Origin of the sequence: Leifsonia soli (genome assembly GCF_013408745.1) — a bacterium.
In the GTDB taxonomy this organism is placed as follows: Bacteria; Actinomycetota; Actinomycetes; order Actinomycetales; family Microbacteriaceae; genus Leifsonia; species Leifsonia soli.
Genome location: NZ_JACCBJ010000001.1, coordinates 876,938 through 892,763 on the forward strand (window position 1 = coordinate 876,938; position 15,826 = coordinate 892,763).

At 70.3% G+C, this 15,826-nt stretch carries 12 protein-coding genes; 7 read left to right on the forward strand and 5 right to left on the reverse strand.

The features are described 5' to 3' along the window. Positions 1–9 precede the first annotated feature (9 nt). From BJ963_RS04310 to BJ963_RS19340, 3 genes are all read right to left on the reverse strand, one after another. Entirely contained in the window at positions 10–456 is a 447-nt protein-coding gene (locus tag BJ963_RS04310; protein ID WP_179454871.1) for a GNAT family N-acetyltransferase, read from the reverse strand. Then, positions 453–3,071: a valine--tRNA ligase gene (valS, locus tag BJ963_RS04315; protein WP_179454873.1), complete on the reverse strand. Its 2,619-nt coding sequence runs from the start codon at positions 3,069–3,071 to the stop codon at positions 453–455. Before valS ends, BJ963_RS04310 begins: the two co-directional genes overlap by 4 nt. Before the next feature lie 116 nt (positions 3,072–3,187). Beyond that, positions 3,188–4,510, reverse strand: a complete 1,323-nt coding sequence (locus BJ963_RS19340; RefSeq protein ID WP_179454875.1) for an MFS transporter — start codon at positions 4,508–4,510, stop codon at positions 3,188–3,190. A gap of 48 nt (positions 4,511–4,558) precedes the next feature. Here BJ963_RS19340 and BJ963_RS04325 point away from each other — a divergent pair, with 48 nt between their 5' ends. From BJ963_RS04325 to ndk, 5 genes are all read left to right on the forward strand, one after another. Then, the gene (locus BJ963_RS04325) at positions 4,559–5,194 is read left to right on the forward strand and encodes a TetR/AcrR family transcriptional regulator (RefSeq protein WP_246297988.1); all 636 of its coding nucleotides are present in this window, start codon (positions 4,559–4,561) and stop codon (positions 5,192–5,194) included. A gap of 303 nt (positions 5,195–5,497) precedes the next feature. Then, positions 5,498–8,863: an isoleucine--tRNA ligase gene (gene ileS, locus BJ963_RS04330; protein ID WP_179454877.1), complete on the forward strand. Its 3,366-nt coding sequence runs from the start codon at positions 5,498–5,500 to the stop codon at positions 8,861–8,863. Next, positions 8,860–10,227 carry a glutamate ligase domain-containing protein gene (locus BJ963_RS04335; protein WP_179454879.1) on the forward strand — a complete coding sequence of 456 codons (1,368 nt, stop codon included), beginning with the start codon at positions 8,860–8,862 and terminating at the stop codon, positions 10,225–10,227. The genes ileS and BJ963_RS04335 overlap by 4 nt, the downstream gene beginning before the upstream one ends. Beyond that, positions 10,224–10,661: a DUF4233 domain-containing protein gene (locus BJ963_RS04340; protein WP_179454881.1), complete on the forward strand. Its 438-nt coding sequence runs from the start codon at positions 10,224–10,226 to the stop codon at positions 10,659–10,661. The genes BJ963_RS04335 and BJ963_RS04340 overlap by 4 nt, the downstream gene beginning before the upstream one ends. Then, complete coding sequence (ndk, locus tag BJ963_RS04345) at positions 10,658–11,080, forward strand: nucleoside-diphosphate kinase (RefSeq protein WP_089911403.1); 423 nt, start codon at positions 10,658–10,660, stop codon at positions 11,078–11,080. The genes BJ963_RS04340 and ndk overlap by 4 nt, the downstream gene beginning before the upstream one ends. 302 nt (positions 11,081–11,382) lie before the next feature. Here ndk and BJ963_RS04350 read toward each other — a convergent pair whose 3' ends face one another. After that, a complete protein-coding gene (locus tag BJ963_RS04350) occupies positions 11,383–12,000 on the reverse strand; it encodes a vitamin K epoxide reductase family protein (protein ID WP_089911400.1) in 618 nt (205 codons plus the stop codon). 309 nt (positions 12,001–12,309) lie between these two features. On the opposite strand from BJ963_RS04350, the gene BJ963_RS04355 reads away from it, so the two are divergent. Further along, the gene (locus BJ963_RS04355; RefSeq protein WP_179454883.1) at positions 12,310–14,895 is read left to right on the forward strand and encodes an Rne/Rng family ribonuclease; all 2,586 of its coding nucleotides are present in this window, start codon (positions 12,310–12,312) and stop codon (positions 14,893–14,895) included. 38 nt (positions 14,896–14,933) lie between these two features. Here the strand turns inward: BJ963_RS04355 and BJ963_RS04360 are convergent, their stop codons facing one another. Then, complete coding sequence (locus BJ963_RS04360; RefSeq protein WP_179454885.1) at positions 14,934–15,212, reverse strand: DUF4031 domain-containing protein; 279 nt, start codon at positions 15,210–15,212, stop codon at positions 14,934–14,936. Between the two features lie 289 nt (positions 15,213–15,501). Between BJ963_RS04360 and rplU the strand changes: the two genes are divergently transcribed. Further along, complete coding sequence (rplU, locus tag BJ963_RS04365; protein WP_089911393.1) at positions 15,502–15,810, forward strand: 50S ribosomal protein L21; 309 nt, start codon at positions 15,502–15,504, stop codon at positions 15,808–15,810. The last annotated feature ends 16 nt before the right edge of the window (positions 15,811–15,826 follow it).

Here is a 15,826-nt window from a genome sequence, read left to right on the forward strand (position 1 = left end):
CGGTCGGGTTCAGGGGACGAGATCGTAGGTGACCCACTTGGTCTTCTCAGCGAACCTGTCGTACAGGCGCCGCGCCGTCTCGTTGTCCTTCGCCGTGACCCACCGGACGACCGAGAGCCCGCGCTCCTTGGCGCTCTCCCGCAGGGCCTCCAGCAGGGCGGAGCCGGCTCCGGCACCGCGCGCGTCGGCGCTCACGAACAGGTCGTCGAGGTACAGGCCCTTGCTGCCGTTGAGGGGACGCACGAACTCGCGTACGTGCGCGAGGCCGATCGGAGTGTCCTCCTCGTCGACGGCGAAGTACGCCTCCAGCTCGTTGTCCGGGTCCGAGATCCAGCTCCACACCAGCAGGGCCTTCTCGTCGGTGACCGGACTCTCGTAGAAGTCGCCGTAGCCCGCGTAGAGGTCGAGCCAGGTGAAGAACTCGTTGTCTCGTACGCGCCGGACGCTCGCCGTCATCGTGCCTCCTCGGTCGGGGTCGCGGCGAGCAGGATATCGGTCACCTGCAGCTCATCGGCGGAGGCGAACCGCAGGTCGGCGATTCTGCCGACGGAGCGGAGGTCTCCGGCTGCGGACTCCACGGCGGCGATCTCGACGGCGGGGCCTGCGATGACGGCCGAGTCGACCGGGGTGCGCTGCGACGCCTTGGCGGCCGTCTTCGCCCCGCGGATGCCCGTCAGGGCGCGGCCGACGATGGCGAGGACCTCGCGGTCCGCGCTCCAGTCCAGAGCGACCTCTCTGGCCTCGGGCCAGGGCGCGACGTGCACAGAGCCCTCCTCGGACCAGCTCCACGCCTCCTCGGCCGCGAAGGGCAGAACGGGGGCGAGCAGGCGCAGGAACGCGGAGAGCGCGACGCGCAGCGCGACGACGGCGGAGGCCTGCTCGGCACCCGCCTCTCCGTATGCACGCTCCTTCACCAGCTCCAGGTAGTCGTCGCAGAACGTCCAGAAGAACGGCTCGACGATCTCCAGCGCCCGGGAGTGCTCGTAGTTCTCCAGCGCCGCCGTGGCGTCCGCGACGACCCCGGCGAGGTTCTGCAGCATGCTGCGGTCGAGCGGGCTCGTCACCCGATCGAGGTCGAGCGACGCGGGCGCCTCGAACCCCAGGATGAACTTGGCCGCGTTGAGCAGCTTGATCGCCAGGCGGCGGCCGATCTTGATCTGCGTCGGGTTCTGCGGGTCGAAGGCCGCGTCGGTGCCGAGCTTGCTGGAGGCCGCCCAGTACCGCACCGCATCGGAGCCGTGACGCTCCAGGATGTCGGCGGGCGTCACCACGTTGCCCTTCGACTTCGACATCTTCTTGCGGTCGGGGTCGACGATGAAGCCGGAGAGGGCGGCGTTGCGCCACGGCGCGACGTCCGCCTCCAGCTTCGCGCGGAGCAGCGTCGAGAACAGCCAGGTGCGGATGATGTCCTGCCCCTGCGGGCGGAGGTCGAACGGGAACACGGCGTCGAACAGCTCGTCATCCCGCATCCAGCCGCCGGCCAGCTGAGGGGTGAGCGAGGACGTCATCCAGGTGTCCATCACGTCGTGCTCGCCGACGAACCCGCCGGCCTGCCCGCGCTGCGCCTCGTCGAACCCGGGCGCGGTGTCCGACGACGGGTCGACCGGCAGCATCTCCTCCGACGGGAGGATCGGCTGGTCGAAGAGCGGGTTGCCGTCCGCATCGAGCGCGTACCAGACCGGGATCGGCACGCCGAAGAAGCGCTGGCGCGAGATCAGCCAGTCGCCGGTGAGGCCGTTGACCCAGTTCTCGTAGCGGACGCGCATGAAGTCGGGGTGCCAGTCGATCTCACGGCCGAGCTCGATGAGGCGCGCGCGCAGCTCCTCGTCGCGGGCGCCGTTCTTCACGTACCACTGGCGGGTGGAGACGATCTCGAGGGGCTTGTCGCCCTTCTCGAAGAACTTCACGGGGTGCTGGATGGGCTTGGGCTCGCCCTCGAGGTCGCCGGAGGCGCGCAGCAGCTCCACGACGGCCTGCTTGGCCGAGAACACGGTCTTCCCGGCGAGCTGGGCGTAGGCCTCCCTGCCCGCGTCGGACGTGATCACCGCGGGCGGCTCGGGGAGGATGCGGCCGTCGAAGCCGATGATCGCCCGGTTGGGGAGATCGAGCTCGCGCCACCAGGTCACGTCGGTGATGTCGCCGAAGGTGCAGATCATGGCGATGCCCGATCCTTTGTCCGGCTGGGCCAGGTGGTGGGCGACGACCGGAACCTCCACGTCGAACAGCGGGGTGCGGACGGTCGTGCCGAACAGGGGCTGGTAGCGCTCGTCGTCGGGATGCGCCACCAGCGCCACACAGGCCGGCAGCAGCTCGGGGCGGGTGGTCTCGATGGAGACCGGGCCGTCGGCGCCGTGGAAGGCGACGCGGTGGTACGCGCTCGGCTGCTCGCGGTCCTCGAGCTCGGCCTGGGCGACGGCGGTACGGAAGGTGATGTCCCACAGGGTGGGCGCCTGCGCCTGGTACGCCTCACCACGCGCGATGTTGCGCAGGAAGGCCAGCTGGGAGGTGCGGATCGAGTCGCGCCCGATGGTCCGGTAGGTCTGCGACCAGTCGACCGAGAGGCCGAGGGTGCGCCAGAGCGCCTCGAACTGCTTCTCGTCCTCCTCGGTCAGGCGCTCGCACAGCTCGATGAAGTTGCGGCGCGAGATCGGCTTCTGGTCGGCGGCCTTCGTGCTCTTGTTGTCGCCGCCTTCGAATGGCGGCTCGAAGTCGGGCTCGTAGGGGAGCGACGGGTCGCAGCGCACGCCGTAGTAGTTCTGGACGCGGCGCTCGGTGGGAAGGCCGTTGTCGTCCCACCCCATCGGGTAGAACACCTTCCGCCCACGCATGCGCTGGAAGCGCGCGATCACGTCCGTGTGCGTGTAGCTGAAGACGTGGCCGATGTGCAGGGACCCGGAGGCCGTCGGCGGCGGAGTGTCGATCGAGTACACGCCGTCGCGCCCGGCGGCGAGGGCGCCTGCGCGGTCGAACTCGAACGTGCCGTCCTGCTGCCAGCGATCCCCCCACTTCGACTCGAGACCCTCCAGCGCGGGCTTGTCCGGTACGCGAGCGGCGGGCGTGTTCTCGCTCATAGGGGTCCTCCGAGTCGATATGTGCGGCACCGTGTCCACGGGGTGCCTGAGTGTGGGATCCCCTCCAGCGTACCGAACCTCGGGTGCGAACGCGTCGCCGCGCGCGCTCTGCCGGGTCAGACCTCGTCGACGATGGGTGTCCTCCGCGCCGCGAACAGCGCCGCCACGAGGGTGATCGCCGACATGACGACGAGCACGATGCCCGGGTGCCACCACGCGTTGCCGGTGGCCTGGCCGAAGATCAGCGTGAGCGCGGGGACGAACGAGGTCAGCAGCGCCGCGAGGCTGTAGGCGACCGACAGTCCGCTGTAGCGCACCTCGCTCGGGAACAGGTCGGACATCAGTCCGCCGAGCCCCGCCCAGGACAGGGTGGGCAGGATGCCGCCGATGATCATGCTCCCGACCAGGATGCCGAACGACGCGTACTGCAGCAGGAAGTACATGGGGAAGGCGACGATGAGCGTGCCGACCGCGCCGATGGCCACGACCTTCGCCGACCCGATCCGGGTCGCCCACAGGCCGAAGAGCGGGATGGTGACCAGCTGCAGCAGGCCGCCGATCGTCGTGGCGACCAGCAGATCCTGGTACTGGAAGCCGAGCACCGACGTGCCGTAGTCGACCATGTAGGTGTTCATCAGCGAGTAGGAGCCGATGCCGAGCACGGCCGCGCCGATGCCGATGACGAAGCCGGAGGGCGCCTTGCGGAAGACGTCGATCACCGGGAAGCGGTCGCGGGTGCCGGTCTCCAGCAGCTTGCGGAACACGGGCGTCTCGTCGATCGACCACCGCAGGTACAGCGACACGAGCAGCAGCGGGAACGCCGTCAGGAAGGGGATGCGCCATCCCCACGCCGCGAGGTCGGCCGACGACATGGTGAGGGTGAGCACGATGAACACGACGGCGCTGAGGATGGAGCCGACCGGCGACCCGAGCTGGGGGAGCGCTGCGTAGAACCCGCGCTTCTTCGGGTTGGCGTACTCGGTGGCGAGGAGGATCGCTCCACCCCATTCGCCGCCGACCGAGAAGCCCTGCAGCAGGCGCAGCAGCACGATCGCGATGGCGCCGAACCAGCCGGCGGCCGCGTAGGTCGGGAGCAGGCCGACGAGCCCGGTGCTCAGCCCCATGAGGAGGATGGTGATGAGCAGGGTCGGGCGGCGCCCGATCCGGTCGCCCAGGTTGCCGAACACCACCGCGCCGATCGGGCGGATGACGAATCCGGCGGCGATGGCCAGGAACCCGGCGAGCGCGCCGCCGAACGCGCCGAGCGGCGCGAAGAACAGCGGCCCGACGAAGAACGCCGCGAAGTAGGCGTAGAGGTAGAAGTCGTACGACTCGAGCGCCGTTCCGACGAACGAGGCGATGGTGACGCGTCGCGCGGTGCCGGGGGTGATGCCCGGGCGGTCGGTCTCGCTGCGGACGGGGCTGGTGGTGGTTGTCACGGGTGTCCTTCAGAACGGATTAATATGTGGACCGGGTCCAATAATGGCATGGGAGGGGAACGCACGATGACGCTGCCGCATTCCCCGCGCCCATCGGGCTCCGGCCGGCCCCGCTCGTCCTCGCGGGAGATGCTGGCCGAAGCGGCGGCCGAGCTCTTCCTGGAACAGACCTACGCCGGGACGACGGTCGACGACATCGCCCGCCGCGCCGGCGTCAGCCGCGCCACGTTCTTCAACTATTTCGGCTCGAAGAGCGACCTGCTGTGGCTGGAGGTCGATGAGGCGCTCGCCGCATTCGACACGACCCTCGCGGCCGTCCCCGCGGACCTGCCGCCGATGGATGCGGTGCTCGACGCGGTCACCCGGCTCGCGGACGCCTTCGGCCCCGGCCGCCTGCCGCTCGCGGTGACGCAGGTGGACCTGATGGGAACGGACGCCGAACTGCAGGCCTCGGCCCTCCCACGGTTCCTGGCGCTCGTCCGCAGCCTCCAGTCGTTCATCGCGGCCCGCGCCGGCTCTGCGCCCGACGCGCTGCTCCCGCGCGCAGCGGCGACGGCGGTCGTCGGCGCGGCCGTCTCCGCTGCGGCCGCCTGGGCCCGCGCCGGTGTCCGCCGCGGCGCCCTCGCGCCGCTCGTCCGCGCGGCCGTCGCTCCGGTCTGCGCCGGCTACGCCTCCGCCCTCTGAGGTGCTCGCAGTTGCGGCGCCCATCGGCGTGTCGGCCGCACCTGCGAGCACCTCGCGAAGCTGGGACGGATCGGGCATAGAATGGGTGCACAGGCAGTGATCCGGGTATCGCCGGGGAGTCTTCGGAAGAACGGCGACCGCGCGAGCGGCGCTCAGTAGAACCGAACGGGACCGGCCCGTCACAGCCGAAGAATGAGAGGCTCTGTCCGCCACCGGCGGCGGGCGGGGCAAGCGGGGTGGTACCGCGACGGGCGTGCGAGCGTCCGGCGTCCTCGTCGAGCACGAGAACCTGCCAGGAGTGAGATGCCGTACCCCAAGTCCGCGCCGGACTCGCCGCACGACGGCGAGCAGCAGCGCGCCGACGTGCAGCCCCGTGACGTCGTTGCGAGCCCCGCCTTCCCGGAGATCGAGACCGACGTCCTCGCGTTCTGGGACCAGGACGGGACTTTCCGCGCCTCCATCGACAACCGCGCCGACGCCGAGGAGTGGGTCTTCTATGACGGCCCGCCGTTCGCGAACGGGCTCCCGCACTACGGTCACCTGCTGACCGGGTACGCGAAGGACGTCTTCCCGCGGTTCCAGACGATGCGCGGCAAGAAGGTGGAGCGCCGCTTCGGCTGGGACACCCACGGCCTGCCCGCCGAGCTCGAAGCCGAGCGGCAGCTGGGCATCACAGACAAGGGCCAGATCGAGGAGATGGGGCTCGCCGCGTTCAACCAGGCGGCGAAGGACTCCGTGCTCCGGTACACCCGCGAGTGGCGCGAGTACGTCACCCGGCAGGCGCGCTGGGTCGACTTCGACAACGACTACAAGACGCTCGACACCACGTACATGGAGTCGGTGATCTGGGCGTTCAAGCAGCTCCACGAGAAGGGCCTCGCCTACGAGGGCTACCGCGTGCTGCCGTACTGCTGGCGCGACCAGACGCCGCTGTCGAACCACGAGCTGCGGATGGACGACGACGTCTACAAGATGCGTCAGGACCAGACCGTCACCGTCACCTTCCCGCTGGTCGGCGAGAAGGCCGAGGTGCTCGGTCTGACCGGAGTGCGCGCCCTGGCCTGGACGACGACGCCCTGGACGCTGCCCACCAACCTGGCGCTCGCGGTCGGCCCCGACATCGAGTACGCCGTGCTGCCCTCCGGCCCGAACGGCGCGGCCGACTCCTCCGGCGACCCCGACCGGGAGGTCTTCAGCGGCCGTTACCTGCTCGCGAAGGATCTGGTCGGCAACTACGCGAAGGACGTGGGCTACGACACGCCCGCCGACGCCGTGGCCGCGATCACCGGCACCGTCCGCGGCGCCGAGCTCGACGGGGTCGAGTACGACCGGCTGTGGGACTACTACGCCGACACCGAGAAGTGGGGCACGCAGAACGCGTGGCGGATCCTCGTCGACGACTACGTCACGGTCGAGGACGGCACCGGGATCGTCCACCAGGCCCCCGCCTACGGCGAGGACGACCAGCGGGTCACCGAGAAGGCCGGCATCCCGGTCATCATCTCGGTGGACGACGGCGGGCGCTTCCTGCCGGACGTGCCCGATGTCGCCGGTCTGCAGGTATTCGACGCGAACAAGCCGCTGACCCGGCTGCTCAAGGAGCAGGGCCGGCTGCTGCGCCAGGCGAGCTACGAGCACTCATACCCGCACTGCTGGCGCTGCCGCAACCCGCTGATCTACAAGGCGGTTTCGAGCTGGTTCGTGCGCGTCACCGACTTCCGCGACCGGATGGGCGAGCTCAACCAGGAGATCACCTGGGTGCCCGAGAACGTCAAGGACGGCCAGTTCGGCAAGTGGCTGGCCGGCGCCCGCGACTGGTCGGTGTCGCGCAACCGCTACTTCGGTTCGCCGATCCCGGTGTGGAAGAGCGACGACCCGGCGTACCCGCGCGTCGACGTCTACGGGTCGCTTGCGGAGCTGGAGCGCGACTTCGGCCGTCTGCCGCTCAACGCGGCGGGGGAGCCGGACCTGCACCGTCCCTTCATCGACGAGCTCACGCGCCCGAACCCGGACGACCCCACCGGGCGGTCGACGATGCGCCGCATCCCGGATGTGCTCGACGTCTGGTTCGACTCCGGCTCGATGCCGTTCGCGCAGGTGCACTACCCGTTCGAGAACCGCGACTGGTTCGACAGCCACAACCCGGCCGACTTCATCGTCGAGTACATCGGGCAGACCCGCGGCTGGTTCTACCTGCTGCACACGCTGGCGACGGCGCTGTTCGACCGCCCGGCGTTCAAGAACGTCATCAGCCACGGCATCGTGCTGGGCAGCGACGGGCAGAAGATGTCGAAGTCGCTGCGCAACTATCCCGATGTCAACGAGGTGTTCGACCGCGACGGCTCCGACGCGATGCGCTGGTTCCTCATGTCGAGCCCCGTGCTGCGCGGAGGCAACCTCGTGGTCACCGAGGAGGGCATCCGCGAGGGCGTCCGCCAGGTGCTGCTCCCGCTGTGGAACACGTGGTACTTCTTCTCGCTGTACGCCAACGCGACCGGATACGAGGCCACGCGCTCCACCGCGTCCACCGACGTGCTCGACCGCTACCTGCTCGCCAAGACGCGCGACCTGGTGGAGGCCGTCACCGCCGACCTGGAGGCACTCGACTCGACGCTCGCCGCCGCCAAGCTGCGCGACTTCGCCGACGTGCTCACCAACTGGTACGTGCGACGCTCGCGCGACCGGTTCTGGGAGGGCGTGCGTGAGGATGGCAGCGGAACCGAGGCGTTCGACACGCTGTACACCGTGCTCGAGACGGTGACGCGCGTCGCCGCGCCCCTGCTGCCGCTCGTCAGCGAGCGGATCTGGAAGGACCTCACCGGAGGCCGCAGCGTCCACCTCACCGACTGGCCGGAGGCCGCCGAGTTCACGGCCGACGACGCCCTGGTGGATGCGATGGACCGCATCCGCGCCATCAGCTCCACGGCGCTGTCGCTGCGCAAGCAGGCCGGCAAGCGCGTGCGGCTGCCGCTGGCGTCGCTCACGGTGGTCGCGCACGACGCCGCGGCGCTCGGACGCTTCGAGGGCATCCTGCGCGACGAGCTGAACGTCAAGGCGGTCCGGCTGGTCGAGCTCGAGGAAGACAGCGCCGCCCGGTACGGCATCACGAGCAAGCTGACCGTGAACGCCCGTGCGGCCGGTCCGCGCCTCGGCAAGCAGGTGCAGCAGGTCATCCAGGCCGCCCGGGCGGGCGACTGGACGGAGGCGGACGGGGTGGTCACCGTCGGCGGCGTCGAGCTGGTCGAGGGCGAGTACGACCTCGTGCTCGAGACCGCATCGGACGGCGACGGCACCTCGGCGCTGGCACTGCTCGCCGGCGGCGGGTTCGTGCTGCTCGACACCGCGATGACGCCGGAACTCGAGGCGGAGGGGCTGGCGCGCGACATCATCCGCGCCGTGCAGGACACCAGGAAGGCGGCGGGGCTCGACGTCAGCGACCGCATCCGGCTCGCCCTCTCGTTCGAGCACGAGGACGACGCGCGTGCGCTCGGCCTGGCGGCGGACGTCGACATCGCGACCGAGACGCTGGCCCTAGCCGTGCAGGTGTCGGCCGCGGGAGCATCGACCCGGGAGCGGCCTGCGTACGAACAGCAGTTCGGCGCCGGGCAGTTCGCCAACGCCGGCGCCTTCACCGTCGGCGTCACCAAGCTGAACGAGGAGGAGTCGTGACCGACGAGGACGACGAGCGCGAGCGCGCCGACGCCGTCTACCAGGCGCTTCTTGCGCGGGTCGGCGAGGGGGCTCCGGAGCGGCGTCTCGACGCCACCCGGCGCGCCATGGAGCTGCTGGGCGACCCGCAGCGGGCGTACCCGATCATCCACGTGACGGGCACCAACGGGAAGACGTCGACCAGCCGCATCGCGGAGAGCCTCCTGCGCGCCTACGGGCTGCGCACCGGGCTGCTGACCAGCCCGCACCTCGTCCGCTTCAACGAGCGCATCGTGATCGACGGCGAGCCCATCGCCGACGAGGCGCTGGTGCGCAACTGGGAGGACATCAGCCCGTACCTCGAGATCGTGGATGCGGAGCTGACGGAGGCGGGCAAGGCGCCGCTGACCTTCTTCGAGGCGCTGACGGCGCTGGCGTTCGCCGCGTTCGCGGACGCGCCCGTCGACGTCGCGGTGATCGAGGTCGGCATGGGCGGCGAGTGGGACTCCACCAACGTCGGAGACGGCCAGGTGGCGGTGTTCACGCCGATCGCCCTCGACCACACGAAGGCGCTCGGCGACACCGTCGAGGAGATCGCCCGCACCAAGTCCGGCATCGTGAAGCCGTCGGCCGATGTCGTCTCGTCCGCGCAGACGCCCGAGGCCGACCGCGTGCTGCGGGATGCCGCGCTGCTCACCGAGTCGACCTTTGCCGAGCAGCCGGGCGACTTCGACGTCGCGTCGACGCGCGTCGCGGTCGGCGGCCAGCTGGTCACGGTGCGCGGGCGGGCCGCGACCTACGAGGACGTCTTCCTCCCGCTCTACGGCGACCACCAGGCCCAGAACGCGGCCGTCGCGGTCGCCGCGGTCGAGACCTTCCTGGGGCGCGGGACCCAGCCCCTCAACCCGGCGCTCGTGGAGGAGGGGTTCGCGACCGCCACGTCGCCCGGGCGCCTCCAGCTGATCGGCATCGAGCCCAGCATCCTCGTCGATGCCGCGCACAACCCCGCTGGCGCCGAGACGCTCGCCGAGGCGCTCCGCACGTACTTCGACTTCGACGAGATCACCTTCGTCATCGGCATCCTGGGCGACAAGGATGCGCGCGGCGTCATCCGCGCGCTCGCCCCGGTCGCCACGCAGTTCTTCGTCACGCGACCCGACTCCGATCGGGCGAGGGAGGCGGAGGACCTGGGCGACCTGGTGCGCGAGGAGGTCGGCGACGAGGCGACGATCGTCTACTCGGACGCCATCGACGCGCTCGAGTCGGCCCGCGACTGGGCCGGCGAGGAGGGCAGGCGCGCGGTCGTCGTGGCCGGCAGCATCGTGCTGGTCGGCCAGGCGATGGCCTATGCCGAGGAGCAGGAGTGGAAGAAGGCGGCCACGTGAGCGAGGCCGGGTCCACCGGCGGGGCGCCCGAGCAGGGGCCGTCCGGCCGCGCTGGCCGGCCGCGCCGTCAGCGTTCGCTGCGCGAGCTGCTCGGCTCGATCGTCCTCGGCTTCGAGCTGCTCGTCGTCTTCCTCGGAGCACTCGTGCTGTTCGGCCTGGGCTCGCTGCCCGCCGCCGTCGCGCTCGGCGGGGGAGCGGCGCTGATCGTGCTGATGATCGTCGCGATCGGGCTGCTGCGGAACACCGTCGGCGTCGTCCTCGGCTGGATCGTCCAGGTCGTGATCGTCGCCGCCGGACTGCTCGTCCCCGCCTTCTTCATCGTCGGCGCGATCTTCACCGCCATGTGGGCGTACTGCATGATCGCCGCCGCGCGCATCGACCGAAACAACCGGGCCGCGAGCGCCGCGGCCGACAATGGAACGGAGAACCCATGACCAGTGCCGTCGAAGAGACCCTCGTCCTCGTCAAGCCGGACGGAGTGGCCCGCGGGCTGACCGGCGAGATCCTGCGCCGGATCGAGGCGAAGGGCTACTCGCTCGTCGACCTGCGGATGCTGCAGGCCGACCGCGACCTGCTCGCGCAGCACTACGCCGAGCACGAGGGCAAGCCGTTCTACGAGCCGCTGGTCGAGTTCATGGAATCCGGCCCCATTGTGGCCATCCGCCTCGCGGGCAACCGCGTGATCGAGGGCTTCCGCTCCCTCGCCGGCGCGACCGACCCGACCACGGCGCTCCCCGGGACGATCCGCGGCGACCTCGCCCGCGACTGGGGCCTCAAGGTGCAGCAGAACCTCGTGCACGGCTCGGACTCGCCCGAGTCCGCCCAGCGCGAGCTCGCCCTCTGGTTCGGCTGAGCCGACACCTACACGAAACGGAGGTGCCCCCCGGCCGCTACGGGCCCGGGCGCCTCCCTTTCGCGCATCCACCGGTGTGCCGGGTCGGATGCTCCTCCGTTTCCCGCCGCCTTGCGTTTCGCGCGGAAACGGAGGGACATCGGTCAGACACGCCGGGGGAGCGCTGCGAACGGAGGGATACTCCGAGAAGGAGTGCCCGGAATGCCTCCGTTTCTCGCGCTGCTTCCCACGGCGCAGACGAGGATTCAGCGCGCCGCCTCCGGTCGGAGAGTAGGCGGGCGGTCGGTGGCGCCGTGTGGCGATCAGACGAACGCGCGGTGGATCCAGTCGAGCTGGATCTGCGCGAGGATCGCGACGATCGCGTAGCAGACGATCGTGATCAGCGGCACCCAGCTGTAGAGGGTGCGGAAGACGCGACGCGCCCGCTCCGGCACGGGGATGTTGCCCTCCTTGAGGTTGTAGAGGGTCACCGCCCAGAAGGTCGGGATCGTCACCGACCAGGTGACCATGCACCAGGGGCACAGCACGTCGAGCACCGTGATGGACTGCGTGATCAGGAAGATGACGAGGATCAGAGCGAGCAGGACGCCGACGTTGAACGCGATCCAGTACCAGCGGGCGAAGCGCGCGCGGGTGGCCAGCAGGCCGGCCCCAACCGCGATCGTCGCCGTCCAGCCGCCGAGACCGAGGATCGGGTTCGGGAAGCCGAGCAGCGATCCCTGCCAGGAGTTCAGGTTCTTGGCGCACCCGATCAGCACGGAGAAGTTGCAGGAGAGCTGCGCGTCGGGGTCGGCGAGCAGGTGGAACTTGTCCACGGTGAGCATGAACGCCGCCCAGACTCCGATGAGTCCGGCGACGATCAAGAAGACGGCGAGAGCGGTCGGGCGGCGGTAGGAAACCTCGGCGGGGCTGTCTGGCACCCTCGGATTATGGCATGACGTCTGCGTGTCGTCCTGGGAGGAGACTTCGGTCGAGCCGCGCGCGTGCGATAATCGTTGCAGCAGTCGTCCCGGCCGAGGCCGGGAGCACCGACAGAAGGCTTGAGGGCGCCCTGAGCGTCCGTGAAGAATGCCGGCCGTGATGGCCGGCGCAGACCATGAGCCGGATGCAGGCCGCGCCACGAGCCCGGCGGTGTCCGCACAGGATTGAGGGAGGCGCCGCTCGCGCCGCCTCCCGACGGAGAGACCCGGCGAGCGGGCAACCGCCACCGGTCGAGGAGTGCACCAGCGATGGTGGATAACGAAAATATCGACAACACGGACAACAACGACACGGAGACGGGAGGACGGAAGCGCAAGGGGCTCTTCGGCGCACGACGCGTCGTGAGGAAGCCCTTCCAGGCCGCACAGGCCGACGCCTTCCCGACATCCGCCGAGGACGACGCACCGGAGGCCGCGCCCGGCGCCCCCGCCGAGGCACCGGAGGCGCCCGCCGCCGACGAAGCGGCGGCGCAGCCGGCCCTCGTCGCCGACGGCGCCCAGCCGACGGCGGCCGCGATCGAGCCGCCCGCGCTCCCCGACAAGCACGGCGAGCCGGAGGCCCCGGTCGTCGGCGCCGCCGCACCCGGCCTGCCGCCGACGACTCTGCTGTTCCAGGCGCCGGACGTGCTGCCGCTCCCGCCGCTCCCCGAGGGCGACGAGGAGCCGGCCGGCGGTGTCCGCCGCCGTTCCCGCCGGCGCGCGGGGGAGTCGCGCGACAACGCGAACGACCCGGCGAACACCGTCGTCAAGGTGCGGACGCCGCGCGAGCCCGAGCTCATCACCGAGCCGCAGAAGGTCAAGGGCTCCACGCGCCTCGAGGCCAAGAAGCAGCGCCGTCGCGACGGGCGCGACGCCGGCCGCCGCCGCCCGGTGATCACCGAGGCCGAGTTCCTCGCCCGCCGTGAGTCGGTCGACCGGCAGATGGTGGTCCGCTCGAAGGGCGGCCGCATCCAGATCGGCGTGCTCGAGGACAAGGTGCTCGTCGAGCACTACGTGGCCCGCTCGCAGGAGGCGTCGCTCATCGGCAACGTCTACCTGGGCCGCGTCCAGAACGTGCTCCCCAGCATGGAGGCCGCGTTCGTCGACATCGGCCGTGGCCGCAACGCCGTCCTCTACTCGGGCGAGGTGGACTGGGATGCGGTCGAGACCGGCAACCAGCCGCGCCGCATCGAGCTCGCCCTGAAGCCGGGTGACCGCGTCCTCGTCCAGGTCACGAAGGACCCGGTCGGACACAAGGGCGCCCGCCTCACCAGCCAGATCTCGCTGCCGGGCCGCTACCTCGTGTACGTGCCGGGCGGATCGATGAACGGCATCAGCCGCAAGCTGCCGGACACCGAGCGCTCGCGCCTGAAGAAGATCCTCAAGGAGGTTCTGCCCGAGAACGCCGGCGTCATCGTGCGCACCGCCGCGGAGGGCGCCACCGAGGAGCAGCTGACGCTCGACGTCACCCGCCTCACCTCGCAGTGGGCCGACATCAGCACCCGGGTGGAGACCCAGCAGGCGCCCGCGCTGCTGCACAGCGAGCCGGACCTCCTGATCAAGATCATCCGCGACGTCTTCAACGAGGACTTCCAGAAGCTCGTCATCGCCGGCGACGACGCGCGCCAGACGATCGAGAACTACCTGCGCCAGGTCGCCCCCGACCTGCTCGACCGGGTCGAGCCGTACACGGGGGAGCGCGACGCGTTCGACGAGTACCGCATCACCGAGCAGATCGAGAAGGCGCTCGAGCGCAAGGTGTGGCTCCCGTCCGGCGGCTCGCTGGTCATCGACCGCACAGAGGCCATGACCGTGGTCGACGTCAACACCGGCAAGTTCGTCGGCTCCGGCGGCAACCTCGAGGAGACGGTCACCAAGAACAACCTGGAGGCGGCGGAGGAGATCGTCCGCCAGCTCCGGCTGCGCGACATCGGCGGCATCATCGTCGTCGACTTCATCGACATGGTCCTGGAGTCGAACCGCGACCTCGTGCTCCGCCGCCTGGTGGAGTGCCTGAGCCGCGACCGGACGAAGCACCAGGTCGCCGAGGTCACCTCGCTCGGTCTCGTGCAGATGACGCGCAAGAAGCTCGGCCTCGGACTGCTGGAGACCTTCAGCGAGGCGTGCGAGGTCTGCGCCGGCCGCGGCGTGATCGTCCACCACGACCCGGTCGTGAAGCACCGTCAGCCGCAGCAGCAGCAGCAGCCGAACGAGCGTCGCCGCGGTCGCGGTGCCAACGCGGGCGGCGGTAACGGCGGATCCAACAGCGGAACCACCGGCAACGGCTCGAACGCCGCTGCCGGCCACAACGGAACGCACGCCATCACGGACGACGCGAAGAACGCGCTCGCCAAGATCGCGGCGTCGACCATCCACCACGACGAGGCCACGGCCGCCGAGGGTGCTGCGTCGGCGGAGGCCGAGGAGATCAGCGTGACCGAGGTCGTCCTGACCGAGGTCACCGCTACGAAGAAGCGCCGCCGGAAGGGCAAGGGCGGAGCCGACCGGCAGCAGCCAGAGGCCGCCCCGGCCGACGAGGCGCTGAACGGATCGGGTTCAGGCGACAGCGCCGGCACCGAGCAGCCAGAGGGGGACGAGCAGCCCGAGGGGGACGCGCAGCAGGCTGAGGCGTCCGAGCCGGCCGCCGAGCCGATCCTCCCGCTCCTCGACCTGCCGGAGCCGGCGGAGGTGCGCCCGCCCGCGGTGCGCCCGTCGCCGGAAGAGGCGGAGCTGCTGCTCGGCTCCGTCCTCGAGGCGCTTCCGCAGCCGAAGGAGCCCGGTCAGGGCCGCAACCGCAGCCGCCGTGCGAGCACGACGGTCATCGCCGGGGGCGAGCTCGCGCCGAAGGGCGAGTAGCCCGGAGCACCGGACGCGGAGCAGCGACCGGCACGCCGTCAGTGCCGACGGCGGACCCGGTCGCGCGCCCGCACGCGCAGCCCGCTCGCGATGAGCCGCGACACCAGCTCCTTGCCGGAGACGGGATGCGCCCCCGCGGCCACGAGCTCGTCGTAGCGGCGGTCCGGCACGTCGTAGTGGTCGACGTCGAAGGCCCGGCGCTGGATGTCGTTCGCCGCGGCGAAGGCGTGCAGCTCGTCGAGCGATGCGTCGCTGACCAGATGCGACCACAACATGCCGTGGGCCGGCCATGCGGGGGGATCGATCAGGACCGTCATAGAATGATTCTAGGAACCGGTTCCGCAGTCGGAGCCGGACGGTCCCGGGGCCCGGAACGGTGTCGCCACCGTGATGACGGCCGCTGAATTGACGGTCTGTCGGGCGTCGGGTAAAGTTGACCGTTGGTGTGTGCCGGGTGTGACCCGCGCAGCCATCATGGTTTTCTGAGAGCAGCCGGGAGCATGTCGCTACCGGCGGGACTCGCCAGTGACTTCCAAACAGTTGAAGAAGCAGGACCAGGTCCGCGGCAGCGCCGGGAACTGTTCCCCGACGAAAAGGTACTGACAAGTGGTTTACGCAGTTGTGCGCGCCGGTGGCCGGCAGGAGAAGGTCGAGGTCGGCACCATCGTGACGATGGACCGTATCAAGGCCGACAAGGACGGCAAGGTCGTGCTCGCGCCGGTGCTGCTGGTCGACGGTGACAAGATCACCTCCGACGCCAAGTCGCTCGCGAAGGTCACCGTGACCGCCGAGGTCCTCGGCGACCTCCGCGGCCCGAAGATCGTCATCCAGAAGTTCAAGAACAAGACCGGCTACAAGAAGCGTCAGGGCCACCGCCAGGAGCTCACGCGCGTCAAGATCACCGGCATCAAGTAGCCGACGGCTCTCGAGG

What these genes read in the sequence shown, in the direction of transcription:
- BJ963_RS04325 (WP_246297988.1), top strand. Translation starts at nt 4,559, where the DNA reads ATGGGAGGGGAACGCACGATGACGCTGCCGCATTCCCCGCGCCCATCG.
- valS (WP_179454873.1), bottom strand. Translation starts at nt 3,071, where the DNA reads ATGAGCGAGAACACGCCCGCCGCTCGCGTACCGGACAAGCCCGCGCTG.
- BJ963_RS04355 (WP_179454883.1), top strand. Translation starts at nt 12,310, where the DNA reads ATGGTGGATAACGAAAATATCGACAACACGGACAACAACGACACGGAG.
- BJ963_RS04310 (WP_179454871.1), bottom strand. Translation starts at nt 456, where the DNA reads ATGACGGCGAGCGTCCGGCGCGTACGAGACAACGAGTTCTTCACCTGG.
- ndk (WP_089911403.1), top strand. Translation starts at nt 10,658, where the DNA reads ATGACCAGTGCCGTCGAAGAGACCCTCGTCCTCGTCAAGCCGGACGGA.
- ileS (WP_179454877.1), top strand. Translation starts at nt 5,498, where the DNA reads ATGCCGTACCCCAAGTCCGCGCCGGACTCGCCGCACGACGGCGAGCAG.
- BJ963_RS04360 (WP_179454885.1), bottom strand. Translation starts at nt 15,212, where the DNA reads ATGACGGTCCTGATCGATCCCCCCGCATGGCCGGCCCACGGCATGTTG.